The following is an 18098-nucleotide window of genomic DNA, read 5'->3' as shown; positions in this document are numbered from 1 at the left end:
GCTGCGGTACTACCGGCCCCCCCTACAATCCCCGCGGCCCGCCCCCCCGCGGCACGCGCGCAGACCCGGCCCGCGGCAGGGGCGGTGTCGTCGGTCAGCGCCCCGGTGGTGCGGGAGGCGTGCCGGAGCGTGCTGTGGCTGAGTGCCATGTCCACGGCGTCCTCCGACGCGCCTCCCGCACCGATCAGGACCGCGGGGTCGTGATCGGCGCGACTGACGACGTGGAAGTGCTGTGGCCAGAAGCCGACTTGGTCGAGAAAGTCGGGGCCGACCTGCACGAGCGTCGTGTCGCTCGCGCGGGCGTGGCGTGCGGCCGCCTCGTCGGGCGTGGTGAACACGAGCCGGGCGCCACCCGTGTCGGCGCGGGTCTGCGCCGAGGCCTTCGGCACGCTCGGGTACATCGGCACGGCGATCGCTCCGGCGCGCAGCGCGCCGAAGTAGAGCACCGCGTAGACCGGGGCGTAGGGCAGCCGCAGCCCGACCCGGTCGCCGGGGCGTACGCCGTGGGCCCGCATTCCGCCGGCCGCCCTGGCGCTGAACTCGTCCAGTTCGGCGTAGGTGAGGGCGTTCCCGTCCCCGCGCACCGCCACGCGCTGCGGGTGCCGTTCGGCTGCTTCCACCAGGGCGACGACCAGGTTGCTCACGTCGGATCACTTTCGTCGAGGGGCGTACGGTCCGGGTTCCGCCCTGCTGAACGCGCCCTGACATGGGGAGATACGCAAGATCGGTAGCCCCCGGAGGACAGATACGTATGCCGGTCGGCCGCATACGTGCACCTACGTGCCTCCGCGCGCCCCTCCGTGCCTCGTGACCGCCGTGCCGGCCTCGACACCTGCGACGATCTCGACGAAGAGAGGGCCACGATCGTCGACCCCGGACATCGACGAACACCCGACCGAATGCGAGGAGGCACGCCATGAGCACCTACGTCCTGATCCACGGAGCCGGGGACGTCGGCTGGTACTGGCATCTGGTCGGGGCCGAGCTCCGGGCGCGCGGGCACGACGTCGTGGCTCCGGATCTTCCGGCCGACGACGACGCGCTGACCCTCGACGACTACGCCGACGCCGTGGTCGAGGCGGTCGGCGACCGGCGGGGGCTCGTGGTCGTGGGGCAGTCGTTCGGCGCGTTCACCGCTCCCCTGGTGGCCGTGCGCCGCCCGGTCGACGAGTTGGTGCTGGTCGCCGGGATGGTCCCCGCGCCAGGTGAGTCGCCGGACGAGTGGTGGAGCAGAACCGGGTACACCGAGGCGGTGCGGCGTCAGGCCGCGCGGGACGGCGGCCTGACCGGGAGCGACGACCCGTACGCCGCGTTCTACCACGACGTGCCGCGCGCCCTCGCGGACGAGGCGATGAGCAAGGAGCGGGCACACCCCTCGGCCGCCGCCTCGGCGCAGCCATGGCCGCTGGAGGCGTGGCCGGACGTGCCGACCCGGTACGTGCTGTGCACCGAGGACCGCTTCTTCCCGCCCGATTTCCTGCGCAGGGTCGTGCGGGAGCGTCTCGGGGTGGTGCCGGAGGAGATCGCCGCGAGCCACGCCGTCGCCCTCAGCCGTCCCGTCGAACTGGCCCGGATGCTGACCGGCGGTCGGTCAGATCGGTGAGATGCGGGTGAAGTGCCGTACCTGGAGCGGCGCGAGGAGGTACGCGTCCTCCCCCGGCAGGACCACGGGCTGGTCGCGCCAGCCCTCCCCCGCGTAGGCCACGAGGTCCGCCTCGCTGCGCCAGTAACTGACGTACAGCAGTGAGTGGGGCGGCGCGACGAGAACCTCGTGGGAGAGCAGTCCGGCGTGACGGCGGGGGAACTCGCGCACCGCGGCGACGATGAAGTCGTGGAAGGCGTCGAAGCGTTCGGGCCGCACGCGGGCCTCACTCACTCTCACGATCGTCGCCGCGTCGTCGTCCGCGATCCGGGGGTGACCCGGTGCCGGTGTCATGACCCGATCCTGGCGTCCGGCGCGGTCCCTGACCAGTTTCGCGTACGGGTACGCTCCTTGATCATCGTCGGACGGGTGCGAAGCAGGGGTGTGGGATGGGGCGCAGGGCGTGGTGGGGCGTGGCGGCGGCGTTCGTGCTGGGGGCCGGGGCCGCGGTGACCGTGTCCGCCCTCGGGGAAGTGACGTCGGGCGTCACGGTCAGCCCCAGGCCGCCGGCCGACGAAATGCCGCGCACACGGCAGGCGTTGGTCGCGAAGTGGGAGCAGGAGCGCGCCGAGGCCGGGCTGAAGCTTCCGGAGGGCTGGCAGAAGATGTCGACCGATGAGATCAGGACCGCGTACGTGAGCCAGAGGCGGGCCAACGCGGGTCCGCCGCCGACGGGTGCGGCGCTCGATCCCGAGTTCGCGGGACCCGACCGCTGACACCGAAGGGGCGGGCACCGGGGCGGAGTTCGCCCGGTACCCGCCCCCTTGCGGTGGCCGCTAGCTGAGCGTGCCGATCTGGTTGATCACGTCGATGGCGTTGTCGGCGTGTGCCGAGCTGTACAGCAGGGCCGAGGAGATGTTGCCCGCGCTGTCCTCCTCGCCGTGCGAGTTGGCGCCGACGATCTGGCCCTCAGGCGTGGACATCGGACCGCCCGAGGCGCCGTGGCCCATGTCGCAGTCGACCTCCAGCCGGTCGTCCACGGGGAAGAACGGGGTGGCGTCCTGCGCGTTGCCGGTGCAGTAGAACTGCGTGAAGCCGTCCATGTCGGTGCGCTGGTAGCCGTCGCCGGGGAAGCCGGCGTCGATGATGTCCGACCAGTCGGGGCCGGAGCCGAACTTGTAGCCGAAGGCACCGAGGGTGTCGGTCAGGTTCGTGTAGCCGGCCGGCGGGACGACCGTGAAGGCCGCCATGTCGCCCCAGAACATGTCGCCGTCCGCGGTCCACGCGGTCGGCGCGACCTTCGCCCTGGCGGCCCACTCGCCCCACGGGGCGTCGTAGCCCTCGGGCGCCTGGTCGTTCTTCTTGAAGCCGGGGATGAAGACGATGTCGTTGTAGAAGCCCTCGGCGCCCGAGCCGTCACCGGGGTGGACGCAGTGACCGGCGGTCCACACCGTGTTCTTGTTGGCGGTGACGATGGACGAGCCGGTGCAGCCGTGCGTCGTGCCGTCCTTCGCGGTGAACAGGATCTTCCCGACCATGACGGCGGGCTGGGACTGCGGGAACGGGACCGGCTGGGCGTACGGCATCTCCGGCACGACCGAGCCGGCGGCGAGCGGCGCGATGGTCCTGCCGGAGACCGCGGGCGCGGACTGCGCCGGGCGGATCTGCTCGACGGGTCTGCGCCGGCTCTCGCCGGTCGCGGCCGTGGACTTGCGGTCGAAGGCGGCCTGGTCCTTCTTCTCGTTGGCCAGGGCCTCCTGAACGCGCTCGGCGGTCCAGAAGTCCCGCACCTTCTGCGGGTCGGTGGTCTGCTCGCCGACCGTCACCTTCGGCTCGGGGGACGGCGTCCGCGCCTGCGCGACGGTGGCGCCGGCGAGGGTGGCGGGGAGGAGCGCGAGGGACAGCAGGGCGGCTGCTGCCCGTCGGGACGTGCGTATGTTCACGGTCGGCCCATTCTGTGATCCGGTAGAGATGTTGATCTTGAGCCGAGAGTGAAGCACGCCGATACGGAGGCGCCGTGAAGCGCGCGTGTGGAAAGACCCGGGTACGCGGCGAAGTCGTGAACGCGTCACCGAACGGGCGTACTTCACCCGGGTTCGGCCCAACTATCGTTGCGCTGCCCATAACTGACGCGGAGTCTGCCCGCGTCCGGAAACCGGAAGTTCCGCTCGCCATGCACGGATCAAGCATGATGGACCCCCGCACACCTCGTGAGGCCCGGACGGCCGGAGCAGTTGCGGACGTGACCGGAAGCAGAGAGGAAACACTCGATGACCGATGTCCCTTCCAGGGGTGCTCACACTCGTGGACGCGGTGAGCGCGCGCAGCTCGGGCGCCGCGCGTTTCTCGGGTACGTGTTGGCCGGAGCGACCCTCGCGGTGGGCGCCGACCTGACACTGAGCACACCGGCCCAGGCGGCCGTGCCCTCGCTGCCGCAGATTCCTGAGCTCTACGACCTGGAGGACATGCAGACCGATGCCGCGCGGCCCACGTCGGCGCTGATCAGGATCGTGCTGCACGAGGACGGCACGGCGTCGTTCGAGCTGCCACGGATGGAGGTCGGGCAGGGCATCACGACCTCGACGGCGATGATCATCGCGGAGGAGCTCGACCTGCCCGTCGACAAGGTCCGGGTGACCTTGGCGCCGGCACGCCCCGAACTGCTGCTCAACCAGCTGACCGGCGGCTCGAACACCACGGTGTCGATGTTCACGCCGGTCCGCGTGGCCGCGGCGATCGCCCGCAAGGCGCTCCTGGAGGCGGCGGCGATCGAGCTCGGCTCGGTGGTCGACCTGCTGGAGTCGAAGGCCGGGGTGATCTCGGCACCGGACGGATCGTCGGTGTCGTACGGGGACCTGGCGGTGAAGGCCGCCAGCAGCACCGTCAAGGTGGTCGAGGCCGAGCTCAAGCCGTCCTCGGAGTTCTCGGTGATCGGCAAGCCGCACGGGCGTGACGACGCCCGTCTCGCGGTCACCGGGCAGAAGAAGTACGCGATGGACCTCCAGGTGCCGGACGCCCTGCCCACCATGGTCTGCCGCCCACCCACACTCAACGGATCCCCCAAGTCCGTGCGCAACGAGGCGGCGGTCCTCGCGCTGCCAGGTGTCACCGACGTGGCTGTGGTCGACACCGGAGTCGCGGTGCGCGCGAAGACGTTCGGGCAGTGCATCGACGCCGTGCGCGCGCTGGACGTGGAGTGGGCGGCCGGTTCGGTGGAGGGCGAGTCCGACGAGACGATCCTCGCCCGGCTGCGGAAGGCCGAACTCCCCCTGGCCGTGCCGGACATCCCGCTGCTGGCGAAGACGGTGGAGGCGGACTTCACCTTCATGTTCCGCAGCAGCGCCGCCCTGGAGCCGAACTGCGCGATCGCCGACGTCCGCTCCGACAAGGCGACGGTGTGGGCGGGCCTGAAGTCACCGATCGTCGCGCAGGGCGACATCGCGAAGGCCGTCGGTCTGCCGATGGGCGCGGTGAAGGTGCATGTGGTCACCGGCGGCGGCTCCTTCGGGCACAAACTGTTCGGCGACGCCGCGATCGAGGCGGCCAAGGTCTCCAAGGCGATGGGCAAGCCGGTCAAGCTGATGTGGCACCGCGCCGACGAACCCCGACAGGGCCGCGTGCATCCCATGGCCACCTCCCGCATCCGGGCCACCTATCTGGCCGGGCAGGTCCTCACCTTCGAGCAGCGCCACACCAGTGTGGTGACCGACTTCAGTCACGGACTGGGCGAGATGATCACAGCGACGGCCGACCGTCTCCCGACCGGGCTCGGCGGGCTGGCCTTCTCGGAGACGATCTTCACGCTGACCCAGGAGCTGCCGTACAACTTCGGTGTCGTCACGCAGCTGCTCAGCGAGACCGACGCCCGGTTCAACACGGGCAGCATGCGCAACATCTACTCCCCCGACGTCGCCTGCGCCAACGAACTCGTCGTCGACCAGCTCGCGAAGAAGCTCGGCAAGGACCCCCTCGCATTCCGCCTCGCCTTCCTCAAGAACGAGCGAGTGAAGGCCGCGCTGAAGAAGGTCGCCGAGGTCGGCGACTGGGGAAGGACCATGCCCGCCGGGACCGCGCAGGGCATCGCGATCCACAGCGAGTACAAGGGCGCCACTGCCGTCCTCGTAGAGATCGACTGCCGGCCCGAGACCGTGAACCGCAAGGTCCCCAACGCCGTGACCGGGCCGCGCGTCACCAAGGCAGTCATCGCCGTCGACGCCGGACTCGTCATCAACCCCAAGGGGCTCGAGGCGCAGATGATGGGCGGCGTCTCGGACGGTATCGCGCTCGCGCTGACCAGCAGCCTGCACCTGCGCGACGGCCACTTCCTCGAGGCCAGCTGGGACAACTACTTCTACACCCGGCAGTGGAACGTCCCCACCGACTTCCAGTGCGTCGTCATGCCCTCGGACTCCGGGCAGCCCGGCGGCGCCGGCGAGGCGGGCGTGGCCGCGTCCGTCGCGGCCGTCGCGTGCGCCTACGCACGAGCCACCGGCACCGTCCCGACCCGTTTCCCGGTCAACCACGGCACCGTCGACTTCGAGGTCAAGCCGTTCGTCCCGCCCGTCCCCGCGTCGCCGACCGACGGCCTGAGCCACACCTTCTGAGGAGCCCCCGTGAGCACCCACACCTTCATCCTCAACGGCAAGCCCGTCACCGTCGACGTCGACGACAGCGTCCGGCTGCTGTGGGTCCTGCGCGACGTCCTCGGCGTCACCGGCCCGAAATACGGCTGCGGCATCAACGTCTGCAAGGCCTGCACCTCCCACGTCAACGGCAAAGCCTTCAACCCCTGCTCCGTCCAGATCAAGGACATCGCCCCGGACGACGAGATCACCACCATCGAGGGCCTCGCCGACACCGTCGACACCGACCTGCACCCCATGCAGGAAGCCTGGCTCGAGTACGACGTCGCCCAGTGCGGCTACTGCCAGCCCGGACAGATCATGGCCGCCGTCGCCAAGGTCAAGCAGGCCCGGGAAGCGGGCCACGAGATCACCGACACGGACCTCGACGAGATCCGCAACATCTGCCGCTGCGGCACCTACCACCGCATCCGCGAAGCGATCAAGGCAGGCGCACAGCACATGTGAGGCGCGTATGTGTTCGGACGGCCGATATCCTGGGGGGATGGCGCAAAGAACCGGCGGTGAGCCGCAGATCGACGGACGCTCCACCCGCTGGGACGAGCACAAGGCGCAGCGTCAGGTCGAGTTGGTGGACGCGGCGGTCGCGCTCATCGAGGAGGAGGGCGCGCAGTTCCGTGTGCAGCGGCTCGCGGAGCGCGTGGGCCTGCCCAGGTCCGTGCTCTACCGGCACTTCAAGGACCGTGCGTCGCTGGACGAGCTGATCCGGCGGCGCGTGGTCGAGTCGTTCGTGAAGCGGATGGAGCCGACGCTCACGTTCGACGGGACGGTCGAGGAGTCCGTGCGCCGTGTCGTGGGCGCGCATCTGGACTGGGTGGCGCAGCATCCGCGGCTCTACGCCTACATGGGTGTGGCGGACCACGCGATGGGTGACGGCTCGCTGGTGGCCGACACCAAGACGGCGATCGCGATGATGCTGAGCGACCGCTTCGGGGACGTGCTCAAGGCGCTCGGGGTCAAGGAGGCACCGATCCGGTCGGTCGCCATCGGGATCGTGGGATTCGTGGACAGCACTGTGAACCAGTGGATGCGTGACCCCGAGCGCGAGCTGTCGGAGGAGGAGCTGCGCGAGATGCTCTGCCGGTCGGTGTGGGCGGTGCTCGACGCGACGCTGCGCGGTTACGGTGTCGTGCTGTCGCTTAACGACCGGGTGGCGGACCTGGAAGGCGCCTGAGCGAGCGCCCTCCCCGGGGCGGGGAGGGCGTCACGTTCAGCTCGGGGTCAGGCCGTGACGGCCGGGGTGTTCTTCGCCGCGCGGTGCAGGGACTCCGTGTCGGTGAACTTCACGCGGGGGCGGCCCTGGGCCTCGCCCTCGGCGCGTTCCGCCTGGTCGATGGCGTGCCAGTCCTTCAGGCCGAGGGCGTGGGGCGCCACGTCGACGGCGGACACGGGGCGGGTGAGGCGACCGTGGGCGAAGTCGTCGAGGAGGGATTCGACGGTCTCGTGGGCGCAGGTCTTGTTCGTGCCGATGAAGCCGGTGGGGCCGCGCTTGATCCAGCCGGCGACGTAGACGCCGGGCTCGACGCGTCCGGCCTCGTGCGGGACGGTCGCGGTGGCCGCGTCGAAGGGCAGGCCGGGGACGGGCCGGGCGCGGTAGCCGACGGAGCGCAGGACCAGGCCGGTCTCCAGGGTCTCGGTGTCGCCGGAGGCGACGGCGCGTACGGTGCCGTCCTCGTCGGTGTGCAGGGTAGTGGGGGTGATCTCCAGGGCTTCTACGCGGCTGTCGCCGCTGAGGCGGGCCGGGGCGGCGAGGAAGCGGAGCACGATGCGGCGCCGGCCCTCGGACGGGGTGCGGGCGGCCAGCCCGGCGAGCAGGCGGGTCTTCTCGTTGGCGTCAGAGGCCTCGGAGGCGTCGGAGGCGTTGACGTCGGAGGCTTCGGAAGCGTCGGAGGCGTCGGCGTCCAGGCCCTCGGGCCAGCCCTCGACGGTGACGTCGACGTCCTTCAGCGCGGACAGGGCGAGCAGCTCTGGGACGGTGAACGCGGCCTGGGCGGGGCCCCGACGGCCGAGGAGGACGACCTCACGGATCTTGCTGGTGCGCAGCGCGGCGAGCGCTCGGTCCGATATGTCGGTGCGGGCGAGGGTGTCGGGGTCGGCGGTGAGGATGCGGGCGACGTCGAGGGCGACGTTGCCGTTGCCGATGACGACGGCGCGCTCGGTGTCGAGGCGGTGGTCGTCGTGGGCGCGGTCGGGGTGGCCGTTGTACCAGGCGACGAAGTCGGTGGCGGAGACACTGCCGGGCAGGTCCTCGCCCTCGATGCCGAGGCGCTTGTCGGTGGCGGCGCCGACGGCGTAGATGACGGCGTGGTGTTCGCGCAGCAGGTCGGTGTGGGTGAGGTCGGTGCCGATCTCGACGCCCAGGCGGTAGCTGAATCCGGGCTGTGACTCGATGGTCCTGAACAGGCGGGTGACCTGCTTGGTGTCCTGGTGGTCGGGGGCGACCCCGGCGCGCGCGAGTCCGTACGGGGTGGGGAGCCGGTCGTGGACGGTGACGCTGACGCCCGGGTGGCGCAGCAGTTCGTCGGCCGCGAAGAGTCCGGCGGGACCGGCGCCGACGACGGCGACCTTCAACTCGCCTGCGGGCAGCGTGCGTTGCCTGGGCACGACGTACATGGGGGTGCGGTCGTCGTGCGGGTTGGTCTTGTAGTAGTCGGCGTTGAGCTGGAGGAATGGGAGCTCCGCGTCGCCGAGCGCGGTGTGGGGCTTGAGGGCGTCGACGGGACAGGCGCTGGTGCAGGCGCCGCAGTCGACGCAGGTGCGCGGGTCGACGTAGAGCATCTCGGCGGTGGCGAAGCCGGGCTCGCCGGGGGCGGGGTGGATGCAGTTGACCGGGCAGGCCAGCACGCAGGAGGCGTCGGCGCAGCAGGATCGGGTGACGACGTACGGCACGGCGGGCTGGTCTCCGTTCGGGCGTTCAGCGAAGGGTGGTGCGGTCTCGCGCAGCGTCGGTCGGCGAGCGGGGCTTCACTCGGTGAGCGTGGCTTCAGACGGTGAGCGTGGCTTCAGACGGTGAGCGGGTGCTTCAGACGGTGAGCCGGGGCTTCAGACGGTGAGCCGGGGCTTCAGTCGGTGAGCGGGGCCGGCTCGCCGCGGAAGCGGGCGGGGCGGCCGTCGATGCGCAGGGCGCGCCACACGGGGCGGGACACCTTGTTCATGAGACCGAGGTCCTCGGCGAGCATGCGCACGTCGGAGAAGAGGTCGTGGAGCATCTTCTCGCCGGCCTCGGACTTCCAGAAGACGTCCTTGACGACCCAGTCGGGGATGCCGACCCGGGCGGCGTCCTTGCGGTCCGGGATCATGATGACGTCGCACAGGATGCGCATGATGAGCGGGAAGAGGACGGACAGGGCGCCGCGGCGGGCCTTGCCGAAGCGGGGGACGCGCAGGCGCAGGAACTCGTGGGCGAAGGAGATGTGCCGGGCTTCCTCGGCGATGTGGATCTGCATGATCCGCTGCGGGAGGGGGTGGACCGGTTCGCCGCTGCGCAGGGCGGCCTTCTGGAGGTGGTCGATGGGCTCCTCGCCGGCGAGGATGCCGGTGAAGAAGGCCTCGGGGTAGAGGGAGCCGGCGAGCGGCAGGAAGCGGCTGACCTTGCGGAACCAGCGCTTGCCGCCGGCGGTGTCGACGCCGGTGCGGTTGACCAGCTCCTGGAACATCTGGGTGTGGTGGGTCTCTTCGGTGATCTCGTGGGTGAGGTACCTGAACTCGAGGTTCTGGTTGCTCAGTTCGTAGAGGTAGTCCAGCGCGCCGCGCATGAGGATGTTCTCGAACTGCATGCCCACCTTGGCGATCACCGCCCAGCGCCAGATGCCGATGCGGATCTGCGTCTCGAGGGACTGCTCCTTGTACCAGGGGTGGGCGCCCAGGGCGTCCGCGGAGGTCAGGACCCAGCGGGGGTCCTGGGGGTCGACGGCGAACTCGGGGTCGTCCCACTTGATGTCTTTGAAGGCGTTGAAGTTGACATTGACGGAGCCCTCGGACAGGGTCCGCAGGCGCTCGTCGTAGACCTTCCTGGTCAGGTTCGCGGTCATCTTCGTCCTCGATCGTCGGCTCGGAGGGGTGCGGCTCGATGGGGCGGTGGGGCGGTGCTGCGGACGTGCGGTGCCGGTCGTCAGGCGGCGCGGGTGGGCTCCTGGACGACGCCGGACGCCTCGGCGGTCGCGGCCTTGTCGTCGGCGGCCTTGTCGTCAGCGACCTTGTCGTCGGCGGCCGTGGAGCCCGCCTTGTCGAAACGCAGGGGGCTGTCGTCGATGGGGGCGTCGCGGAGCATGGCGCGGTCGCGGTAGTAGTTGTTCCACAGGCGCCACGGGTCGCGGGTGCCCTGGCGGGGCATGACCTGGTCGGCGCGGGCGATGTAGCCGGAGGTGAGGGCCTCGCCCATGACGGAGAAGTCGGAGCGGTCGCCGTCGCTCGCGACGGGGGTGGCGATGTCGTGTCCGTGGCGCCGCATGTGGGCGAGGAGGCGGGCCGTGTAGTCGGCCGCGAGGTCCGCCTTCAGGGTCCAGGACGCGTTCGTGTAACCGATGACGAGGGACATGTTGGGCACGCCCTCGAGCAGGACGGCCTTGTAGAGGACCCGGTTGGTGACGTCGACGGGGCGGCCGTCGACCGTGAGCTCCATGCCGCCCATCAGACGGACGCTCAGTCCGGTGGCGGTGACGACGATGTCCGCCTTCAGTTCCTCGCCGGACTTCAGGCGGATGCCGTCGGGGGTGAAGGTGTCGATGTGGTCGGTGGCGACGGACGCCTTGCCGCTCTTGAGCACCTTGAACAGGTCGCCGCCGGGGACGACGCACAGGCGCTGGTCCCAGGGCTTGTAGCGGGGGCTGAAGTGCTTCATGTCGACGCCCTTGCCGGCCTGGGCGCGGACGAGCCCGAGGAGCACCTTGCGGGCGAGGCGCGGGTACTTGCGGCAGAAGGCGTAACTCCCCCGCTGCAGCGCCACGTTGCGGGCCCGCACGATCTTGTGGACGAGCCGGGCGGGAGCGCGCAGCTTCTGGAGCACGGAGGTGAGCGGGTCGACCTCGGGCAGCGCGAGGATGTACGTGGGCGAGCGCTGCAGCATGGTGACGTGCTCGGCCTCACCGGCCATGGCCGGGAGGAGGGTGATGGCGGTGGCGCCGGAGCCGATGACGACGACGCGCTTGCCGCTGTGGTCGAGGTCCTCGGGCCAGTGCTGGGGGTGGACCATGGTGCCCCGGAAGTCGCCCTCGCCGGGGAACTCGGGGCGGTAGGGCTTGTCGTAGTCGTAGTAGCCGGTCGCGCCGACGAGGTAGCCGGCGCTGTACGTCTCGCGCTCGCCGGTGCTCTCGTCCTCGACCTCGACGGTCCAGCGGCCGGTGTCGTGCGAGAAGTCGGCGCTGAGGGCGCGGCGGCCGAAGCGGACGCGGTCCAGGATGCCGCCGTCGGCCGCGGCGTCCTCGACGTACTGCCGGATCTGTGCGCCGCCCGCGAGGATGCGTGCGTCGGTCCAGGGCCGGAAGCCGAAGCCGAAGGTGGGCATGTCGGAGTCGGAGCGGATGCCGGGGTACCGGAACAGGTCCCAGGTGCCGCCGACCCGGGCGCGGCGCTCGAGCACGACGAGCGAGGCGCGGGGGTTGTCCCGCAGGACGTGGCGCGCGGCGCTGATGCCGGATATTCCTGCGCCGATGACCAGGACGTCGACGTGCTGCTGCTCCATCGCGGAGGGTCCTCACTCTCGTTCGTGAGCCCCTGGGAGTCAGGGACGGAGGGGGTCACGCCGCTCGGGGCGCTGACGGTTACTCAGACTCGAGGTTCCACCTGTGCGGTACCCGCAATTTACCTGCGACACCCTGTTTCAGATACCGCCGGTAATGTGAGGTGGGTCACAGAGAACGAGTGGTTCCGGGGAGGCACACAAAAGGCCCCGACTGCCGTCGGGGCCTTGATGCCGCAGGTCAGCAGGGTCAGGCGCCGGTCACCTCGATGGCGACCGGTGTGCCCGCCTCCACGGTGCGGCTGACCGTGCACAGCCGGTCGTGCGAGGTCTTCACGGCGCGGGGCAGGATCGCCCGCGCCCGGTCGGCGCCCTCCCCCTCGGGGAACGCAACGGCGAAGGTCACCTTCAGGTCGGTCATGCGGTTGCCGTCCTCGTCGGCGACCTTGTTCCCGGTCACGGTGACGGAGAAGGTGCCGGGCTCGGCGTGCCGGGTGGTGGCGACGTCGACGTCGGCGGCGGTGCAGCCGCCGATCGCGGCGAGGAACAGCTCGACGGGCGTGAAGGCGGCGCCGTCCCCGGTCTCGAAGCTCACCGTTCCACCGCGGACGTTCGTCGCGGTGAACCGGTTGGGGGCGGTGCGCTCGACAGTCACGGAGCGCAGGGAGTCAGCAGTCATGACCCCGACGGTAGCCGCCGCCCGGGGCGCGCCGCGTGAGGCGCACGGCCGCTGAACAGCCCGGAAGGCCCGGCCGGGGGTAATCCCCCGCACCGGTACGGCAGTTGGCTGGATGGGTGCGCAGTCCTGCGTGCGCGAGGCTCCTCGCATGACTCCGATGAAGAGAAACCCCGCCCTCCTGGCCGCCACCGCCACCGCCCTCGCTCTCGCGGCCCTCCCGCCGCTCACCACCGCGGCGTCCGCCTCCCCTTCCGCCCCGGGGGCCCAGGCCCTGGACTGGAAGAAGTGCGCGGGCACCACCGTCGACCCGCGTCAGGAGTGCGCCACCCTGCGCGTCCCCATGAACTACGCCGACCCGGACGGCGAGCAGATCGGCATCGCCGTCTCACGCATCCGCAGCGAGAACGCCGGCGCCCGGCGCGGCGCGCTGTTCCTCGTTCCCGGCGGCCCGGGCGGGTCGAGCCTCAACGATCCGTCCGGCAAGGGCCAGAAGCTGCCGCAGTCCGTGCGGGACGCCTACGACCTCATCGGCTTCGCGCCGCGCGGTCTCGCCCCCTCGACCTCGGTCGACTGCGGACTGGAGCACGGCGACCTGGCCCTGTCCAAGCTGCGCCCGTGGCCCGCCGCCGACGGTTCGGTCGACGGCAACATGGACACCGCCCGGCGGATGGCGGACGCCTGCGCGGCCAACGGCGGCGAGCTCATCAAGCACATCAGCACCCGCAACGAGGCCCGCGACCTCGACCGTCTCCGCGCGGCGCTCGGCGAGCGGCGCATCTCGGCGTGGGGCGTGTCCTACGGAACGTACGTCGGCGCGGTCTACGCCCAACTCTTCCCGCAGCGCACCGACCGCTTCGTGCTCGACAGCAACGACGACCCCGACCCGGCCAAGGTGTCGCGGGCCTGGCTCGCCGGTCACGAGCGGGGCGTGGAGGACACCTTCCCCGTGTTCGCCCGCTGGGCCGCGGCGCCCGGCAATCCGCACCGCGTCGCCGACACGCCCGAGGAGGTGCGTGCCCGCTTCCTGCGCCTGGCCGCCCGGCTCGACAAGGAGCCGCTCCCCTGGCCCGGCGCCAATCCGCCCGAGCTCAACGGCAACGTCCTGCGCCAGACCATGCTCGACAGCCTCTACGACCCCGACGACTTCCCCGTACTGGCCGATCTGATGCTCGCCGCCGAGCAGGGCACCCTGCCGCCCGCGCCGCCCGCACCGCCGGAGGCCGTCCTGCAGAACGTCGCCGCCGTGGGCGCCGGCACCCTCTGCAACGACATCGCCTGGCCGACCTCGACGGCCCTCTACCAGGAGGGCGTCACCCAGAGCCGGGCCGAGTTCCCCCTCACCGCCGGCATGCCCCGCAACGCGATGGTCTGCGCGGCCTGGCCGTACAAGGCACAGGAGCCGCCGGTGACCGTCACCGACCGGGGCCCGTCCAACGTCCTGCTCGTCCAGAACGAGCGCGATGTCGCGACTCCGCTGAGCGGCGCCAGGAAGCTGCGCGAGGCGCTCGGCCGACGGGCGGTCATGGTGACGGTCGACTCCACCGGCCACGACGCGTACCTCGACAACGGCAACGCGTGCGGCGACGCGACGGTCTCCCGCTTCCTCGCCACAGGCGTCCGCCCCGCCACCGACACCTATTGCCGCTGACCGCGCGGCTCGTCGCCGTAGAAGCGGCCGCGCTCGCACAGTTCGTCGATCGCGGCGTTCTCCTCCTCGGTCAGCTGCTCGTCCAGTGCGACGCCGATGGTCCGGCGGGCACGGGCCAGGCGGCGGGCTACGTCCCAGTCGGCGACGAAGGCGCCGACCGTGGCGTCGTCGGCCGTGCCCGCCGCCTGCCGGGAGCCGAGCCGGTCCAGGGAGACGACGAACTCGTTCAGGTCCCGCAGCATCGCGACGACCTCTCCGAGCGGCAGGCGGATCTCGCGGGAGGACAGGTCCATCGGTGTTCGGCTCCAGATCAGTCGGCGATGCGCAGGAGCAGTTTGCCGGTGGAGGTGCGCCCGCCGAGGAGTTCGTGGGCGCGGGACGCCTCCGACAGCGGATGCTCAGCGGTGACGGGGAGGGTGACCGTGCCGTCGAGGGCGGCACGCAGGGCGCGTTCGGTGAGGGCGCGCAGGGCTTCGGGGTCCGACTGCGCCAGATTGAGTACGGAGAAGGCGCTGACGGAACGGCCCTGCGAGGCGAGTTCGGCCTGGCCGGCCTGCCAGGGGGCGGCGCCGCCGGCGTTGCCGTAGGACACGAGGCGGCCGTAGACGGCGAGGGCGTCCAGACCCCGGCGCAGGGTGTCGCCGCCCACCGGGTCGAGGATCAGGTCGACGCCCCGGCCCCCGGTGGCCCGGCGCACGTCCGCCTCGAAGGTGCCGGGGCGGAACACCTCGTCGTAGCCGTACTTGAGGGCGTAGTCGGCCTTGTCGTCGCTGGAGGCGACGCCGTACACCGCGCCGGCGCCCGCCGCCCGGGCGAGCTGCCCGACGGCCGTGCCGACGCCGCCGGCCGCGCCGTGCACGAGGACGGTCTCGCCGGGCTGGAGCCGGCCGACCTCGTGGATCAGGGCGTGCGCGGTGGGCAGGACGGTCGGGAGGGTGGCGGCGGTGCGCAGGTCGAGGCCTCCGGGCAGCGGGAAGACGCGTGCCGCCTGCGCGAGGACGACCTCGGCGTAGCCGCCGCCGTCGACGAGCGCGGCCACTTCCTGCCCGGGGCGCAGGCCTTCGACGCCCTCACCGATCGCCCGGACACGTCCGGAGACCTCGAGTCCGGGCCGGAAGGGCAGGGACGGTACGCGGTAGCCCTCGGACCGGGCCTTGACGTCGGCGAAGTTCACCCCCGCCCAGGCGGCGTCGATGGTGATCTCGCCGGGGCCCGGTTCGGGCGCCTCGGCCGTCACGGCCCGGAGTACCTCTGGGCCGCCGTACTGGTCGAACTCGATTGCGCGCATGGGTGCTTCCGCCCTCCGTGAGTGTTCGATGAGTTGCGAACACTCGGAACAGTAGCAGTGTACGATGAGCATCGAACACTGCTTTTCGGAGGAGGATCGCGGGATGGCCCAGCGGACCGAGGGATCGAGCCAGGCGAGCCAGGCGAGCCACCGTGCGGCGCCGGTGCACACGCATCCCGACGACGTACCGCTCGTCGCCGCGCTGTCCGCGCTCGCGGACCCGGTGCGCATCCAGTTGGTCCGCGAGCTGGCCGGGCATCCCGACTGGGTGCTGAGCTGCAGCGACTTCGACGTACCGGTCGGCCGGGCGGCCAAGAGCCATCACTTCTCCGTGCTGCGTGACGCCGGGCTCGTCGAGCAGCGCGACCAGGGGCCCAGGCGGTTCAACCGGCTGCGCCGCGACGAGTTCGACGCCCGCTTCCCCGGCCTGCTCGCTCTGACGCTGCGCGGCGACGAGGCGTAGACGCGCGACGGGGGACCACGACGGGGAACAGGGGGCGCCAGGCATCACTCACGGCGCCGCGCGTCAGGCGTCGTCCACGGCCCCGCGGTCGGGCGCGGACATGTCTCCCGTGGCGGGCGTGCCGTCGGCGAGGGCGTAGCGCAGGTGCACGGCACCCTTCGGGGTCGCTTCCGGGGGCCCGAGCAGCGTGACGTTGGTGGGCACCTCGCCGCCGTCGAAGACCTTCTTCCCGACGCCGAGCACGATGGGGTGCAGCCAGAGGTCGATCCGGTCGAAGAGCTTCTCGTGCAGCAGCGTCTGCACGAGGTCGAGGCTTCCGACGACCTTGATGTTCTCGTGCCGGTCGCGGATCTCGCGCACCGCCCGCGGCAGATCGGGGCCGAGTTGGGTGGAGCCGGCCCAGGACAGGTCGGGCCGCCCGCGCGAGGCGACGTACTTCGGGACGCTGTTGAACAGGTCGGCGATGTCACCGTCCTCGCCGCCCTTCTGGTGGGGCCAGTACGAGGCGAAGATGTCGTACGTGCGCCGGCCGAGCAGCAGTGCGTCGGTGCCCGCGTACGCGGCGTCGACCTGTGCCCCGGCGACCTCGTCGAACAGCGGCGCCTGCCAGCCGCCGAACGGGAACCCCGCCGGATCCTCGTCGGGACCGCCGGGTGCCTGCGCGACGAGGTCGAGGGTCGCGAACAGTTCGAGGTGGATCAGGCCCATGACGTACTCCCGTGGATTCGGCCGGTTCGTCTCCGTACAGGGATAGACCGGACCGGCCCGCCGAAATCATCGCGGCCGCACGACACGCCGCCGGACGGGTCTCAGGCGCCGGCGACGGACGCGTGGCGGTCCAGCTCCGCAGCCAGCCGCCGCATCGCCGTCCCGTTGGCACGCCGCATCGTGGCCCGCACGACAGGGGCCAGTAGCCGGTCGGCGAGCGGGGCGCGCACCCACGCGTACGTGAACGTAATGCAGCTGCGGCCCGCGCTCAGCGGTTCGACCGTGTAGGTGCCGTGGGCCACGCGGCGGCCGCCCGCGCTGACGTTCCGCTCGACGATGCGCCGCGGCGGATCAGCCTCGATGACTTCGATGGCGACCTCGGCCTTCGCACCGGCCAGGGCGGCGGTGACCGTGGCGCGCGCACCCGTACCCCGCTCGGGGCCGCTGCAGCGCCAGTCGGTCAGGTAGTGGTCGGTGAAGCGCTCGTGGTGCGCCATGACGTCGAGGAAGTCGTAGACCCGGCCCGGCGCGTGGGGAACATCGATCGACACGGTGACAGCCCTCATGTACCAAACGGTACACGCATGATGTACCAAACGGTACAGTCGTGGGGTGACACAAACGAATGCCGTACGGGAATCGGGGCGCCGGGGCGCGGACGGGGGCCGGCGCGCCGAGCTGGTGGACGCCGCGCTCGCCCATGTCACGGAACGCGGCATCACGGACCTGAGCCTGCGCGGACTGGGCGATGCGATCGGGGTCAGTCATCGCATGCTGATCCACTACTTCGGCACGAAGGAGCAGTTGCTCGTCGAGATCGTGCGGGCGGCGGAGCGGCGCCAGCGCGAGCTGCTGTCCCGCCTGCGCGCGGACCCGGGCCTCTCCCCCGCGGACGCCGCCCGGCACCTGTGGCGGCAGCTGACGGATCCCGCACTCGCCGCGCAGGAGCGCCTCTTCTTCGAGCTGTACGGGTACGCGCTGCGCGGACGGCCCGAAGCCGCGTCGATCCTGGACGGCCTCGTCACGGACTGGCTGGATCCCCTGACGGCCGCCGAGATCGCCGCGGGCACGAACCCGTCGAAGGCCCGCAGTCGGGCCCGGCTGGGTCTGGCCACGGTCCGCGGCCTCCTCCTCGACCTGCTCGCCACGGGTGACCGTGAGGGTGCCGACGCGGCGATGGAGGAGTTCCTGGAGATGTACTACGGCCGCTCGGCGTGATCACGGCTCGGCGAGCTCGACGCTCAACTGCCAGCCGAGCTCCTCGAAGCCCAGCGCGGCGGCGACGCGTCGGGAGGCTGGCGGCCGGGCCCGCCACTGCGGGAGCAGTCCGGCGGCGAGGGCGTGTGGGGCCCCCGCCCCGGCGGGGGGCCCTGGCCCGCCGCCGCCCCGGCGCGCCGCGGGGGGGCGCCC

At 71.5% G+C, this 18098-nt stretch carries 19 protein-coding genes and 1 pseudogene; 8 read left to right on the top strand and 12 right to left on the bottom strand.

The features are described from left to right. On the bottom strand, positions 1-644 hold a 644-nt coding region (locus ACFW9D_RS17060; RefSeq protein WP_384622802.1), incomplete at its 3' end, for an AMP-binding protein. A 272-nt stretch (positions 645-916) separates the two neighbouring features. Between ACFW9D_RS17060 and ACFW9D_RS17055 the strand changes: the two genes are divergently transcribed. Then, the gene (locus ACFW9D_RS17055) at positions 917-1603 is read left to right on the top strand and encodes an alpha/beta fold hydrolase (protein ID WP_384622800.1); all 687 of its coding nucleotides are present in this window, start codon (positions 917-919) and stop codon (positions 1601-1603) included. Here ACFW9D_RS17055 and ACFW9D_RS17050 read toward each other — a convergent pair. Beyond that, complete coding sequence (locus tag ACFW9D_RS17050) at positions 1592-1936, bottom strand: antibiotic biosynthesis monooxygenase (RefSeq protein WP_384622798.1); 345 nt, start codon at positions 1934-1936, stop codon at positions 1592-1594. The genes ACFW9D_RS17055 and ACFW9D_RS17050 overlap by 12 nt on opposite strands. A 95-nt stretch (positions 1937-2031) precedes the next feature. Here ACFW9D_RS17050 and ACFW9D_RS17045 point away from each other — a divergent pair, with 95 nt between their 5' ends. Further along, positions 2032-2358 (top strand): hypothetical protein, encoded by a 327-nt coding sequence (locus ACFW9D_RS17045; protein ID WP_384622796.1) that lies wholly within the window; start codon positions 2032-2034, stop codon positions 2356-2358. 60 nt (positions 2359-2418) lie between these two features. Here ACFW9D_RS17045 and ACFW9D_RS17040 read toward each other — a convergent pair whose 3' ends face one another. Beyond that, positions 2419-3525, bottom strand: coding sequence for a trypsin-like serine peptidase (locus ACFW9D_RS17040; protein ID WP_384622795.1), 1107 nt, complete (start codon positions 3523-3525; stop codon positions 2419-2421). A 327-nt stretch (positions 3526-3852) separates the two neighbouring features. Between ACFW9D_RS17040 and ACFW9D_RS17035 the strand changes: the two genes are divergently transcribed. The 3 genes from ACFW9D_RS17035 to ACFW9D_RS17025 are packed head-to-tail and all read left to right on the top strand — an operon-like array spanning position 3853 to position 7399. Beyond that, positions 3853-6186, top strand: a complete 2334-nt coding sequence (locus tag ACFW9D_RS17035) for a molybdopterin cofactor-binding domain-containing protein (protein ID WP_384622793.1) — start codon at positions 3853-3855, stop codon at positions 6184-6186. 9 nt (positions 6187-6195) lie between these two features. After that, positions 6196-6672, top strand: a complete 477-nt coding sequence (locus ACFW9D_RS17030) for a (2Fe-2S)-binding protein (protein ID WP_384622791.1) — start codon at positions 6196-6198, stop codon at positions 6670-6672. Between the two features lie 37 nt (positions 6673-6709). Then, entirely contained in the window at positions 6710-7399 is a 690-nt protein-coding gene (locus tag ACFW9D_RS17025) for a TetR/AcrR family transcriptional regulator (protein WP_384622789.1), read from the top strand. Positions 7400-7446: 47 nt separating this feature from the next. On the opposite strand, the gene ACFW9D_RS17020 is transcribed toward ACFW9D_RS17025, so the two are convergent. From ACFW9D_RS17020 to ACFW9D_RS17005, 4 genes are all read right to left on the bottom strand, one after another. Next, positions 7447-9114: an FAD-dependent oxidoreductase gene (locus ACFW9D_RS17020; protein WP_384622787.1), complete on the bottom strand. Its 1668-nt coding sequence runs from the start codon at positions 9112-9114 to the stop codon at positions 7447-7449. 173 nt (positions 9115-9287) lie between these two features. Continuing rightward, on the bottom strand, positions 9288-10256 hold the full coding sequence (locus tag ACFW9D_RS17015; RefSeq protein ID WP_384622785.1) for a diiron oxygenase: 969 nt from the start codon (positions 10254-10256) through the stop codon (positions 9288-9290). Between the two features lie 80 nt (positions 10257-10336). Further along, positions 10337-11905 carry a flavin-containing monooxygenase gene (locus tag ACFW9D_RS17010; RefSeq protein ID WP_384622784.1) on the bottom strand — a complete coding sequence of 523 codons (1569 nt, stop codon included), beginning with the start codon at positions 11903-11905 and terminating at the stop codon, positions 10337-10339. A 247-nt stretch (positions 11906-12152) separates the two neighbouring features. Continuing rightward, positions 12153-12581: an OsmC family protein gene (locus ACFW9D_RS17005; RefSeq protein WP_384622782.1), complete on the bottom strand. Its 429-nt coding sequence runs from the start codon at positions 12579-12581 to the stop codon at positions 12153-12155. 148 nt (positions 12582-12729) lie between these two features. Between ACFW9D_RS17005 and ACFW9D_RS17000 the strand changes: the two genes are divergently transcribed. Then, the gene (locus ACFW9D_RS17000; RefSeq protein ID WP_384622780.1) at positions 12730-14229 is read left to right on the top strand and encodes an alpha/beta hydrolase; all 1500 of its coding nucleotides are present in this window, start codon (positions 12730-12732) and stop codon (positions 14227-14229) included. On the opposite strand, the gene ACFW9D_RS16995 is transcribed toward ACFW9D_RS17000, so the two are convergent. Next, positions 14217-14522 carry a hypothetical protein gene (locus ACFW9D_RS16995; protein WP_384622778.1) on the bottom strand — a complete coding sequence of 102 codons (306 nt, stop codon included), beginning with the start codon at positions 14520-14522 and terminating at the stop codon, positions 14217-14219. The genes ACFW9D_RS17000 and ACFW9D_RS16995 overlap by 13 nt on opposite strands. Before the next feature lie 17 nt (positions 14523-14539). After that, on the bottom strand, positions 14540-15517 hold the full coding sequence (locus ACFW9D_RS16990; RefSeq protein WP_384622776.1) for a zinc-binding alcohol dehydrogenase family protein: 978 nt from the start codon (positions 15515-15517) through the stop codon (positions 14540-14542). Positions 15518-15620: 103 nt separating this feature from the next. Between ACFW9D_RS16990 and ACFW9D_RS16985 the strand changes: the two genes are divergently transcribed. Beyond that, positions 15621-15980, top strand: a complete 360-nt coding sequence (locus ACFW9D_RS16985; protein ID WP_384622774.1) for an ArsR/SmtB family transcription factor — start codon at positions 15621-15623, stop codon at positions 15978-15980. A gap of 63 nt (positions 15981-16043) precedes the next feature. On the opposite strand, the gene ACFW9D_RS16980 is transcribed toward ACFW9D_RS16985, so the two are convergent. Together ACFW9D_RS16980 and ACFW9D_RS16975 are read right to left on the bottom strand one after the other, a co-directional pair. Continuing rightward, positions 16044-16688, bottom strand: coding sequence for a dihydrofolate reductase family protein (locus tag ACFW9D_RS16980; protein WP_384622772.1), 645 nt, complete (start codon positions 16686-16688; stop codon positions 16044-16046). Between the two features lie 101 nt (positions 16689-16789). Beyond that, entirely contained in the window at positions 16790-17254 is a 465-nt protein-coding gene (locus ACFW9D_RS16975; RefSeq protein WP_384622769.1) for an SRPBCC family protein, read from the bottom strand. Positions 17255-17300: 46 nt separating this feature from the next. Here ACFW9D_RS16975 and ACFW9D_RS16970 point away from each other — a divergent pair, with 46 nt between their 5' ends. Then, the gene (locus tag ACFW9D_RS16970; RefSeq protein WP_384622766.1) at positions 17301-17906 is read left to right on the top strand and encodes a TetR/AcrR family transcriptional regulator; all 606 of its coding nucleotides are present in this window, start codon (positions 17301-17303) and stop codon (positions 17904-17906) included. Here the strand turns inward: ACFW9D_RS16970 and ACFW9D_RS16965 are convergent. After that, positions 17907-18098, bottom strand: a pseudogene (locus tag ACFW9D_RS16965) (GNAT family N-acetyltransferase); the annotation flags it as partial. It lies immediately after the preceding gene.

The sequence above is a fragment of the Streptomyces sp. NPDC059524 genome (assembly GCF_042749255.1).
Lineage (GTDB): Bacteria > Actinomycetota > Actinomycetes > Streptomycetales > Streptomycetaceae > Streptomyces > Streptomyces xanthii.
The sequence above is the reverse complement of the archived record's forward strand: the minus strand, read 5'-3'. Positions and strand labels throughout refer to the sequence as shown.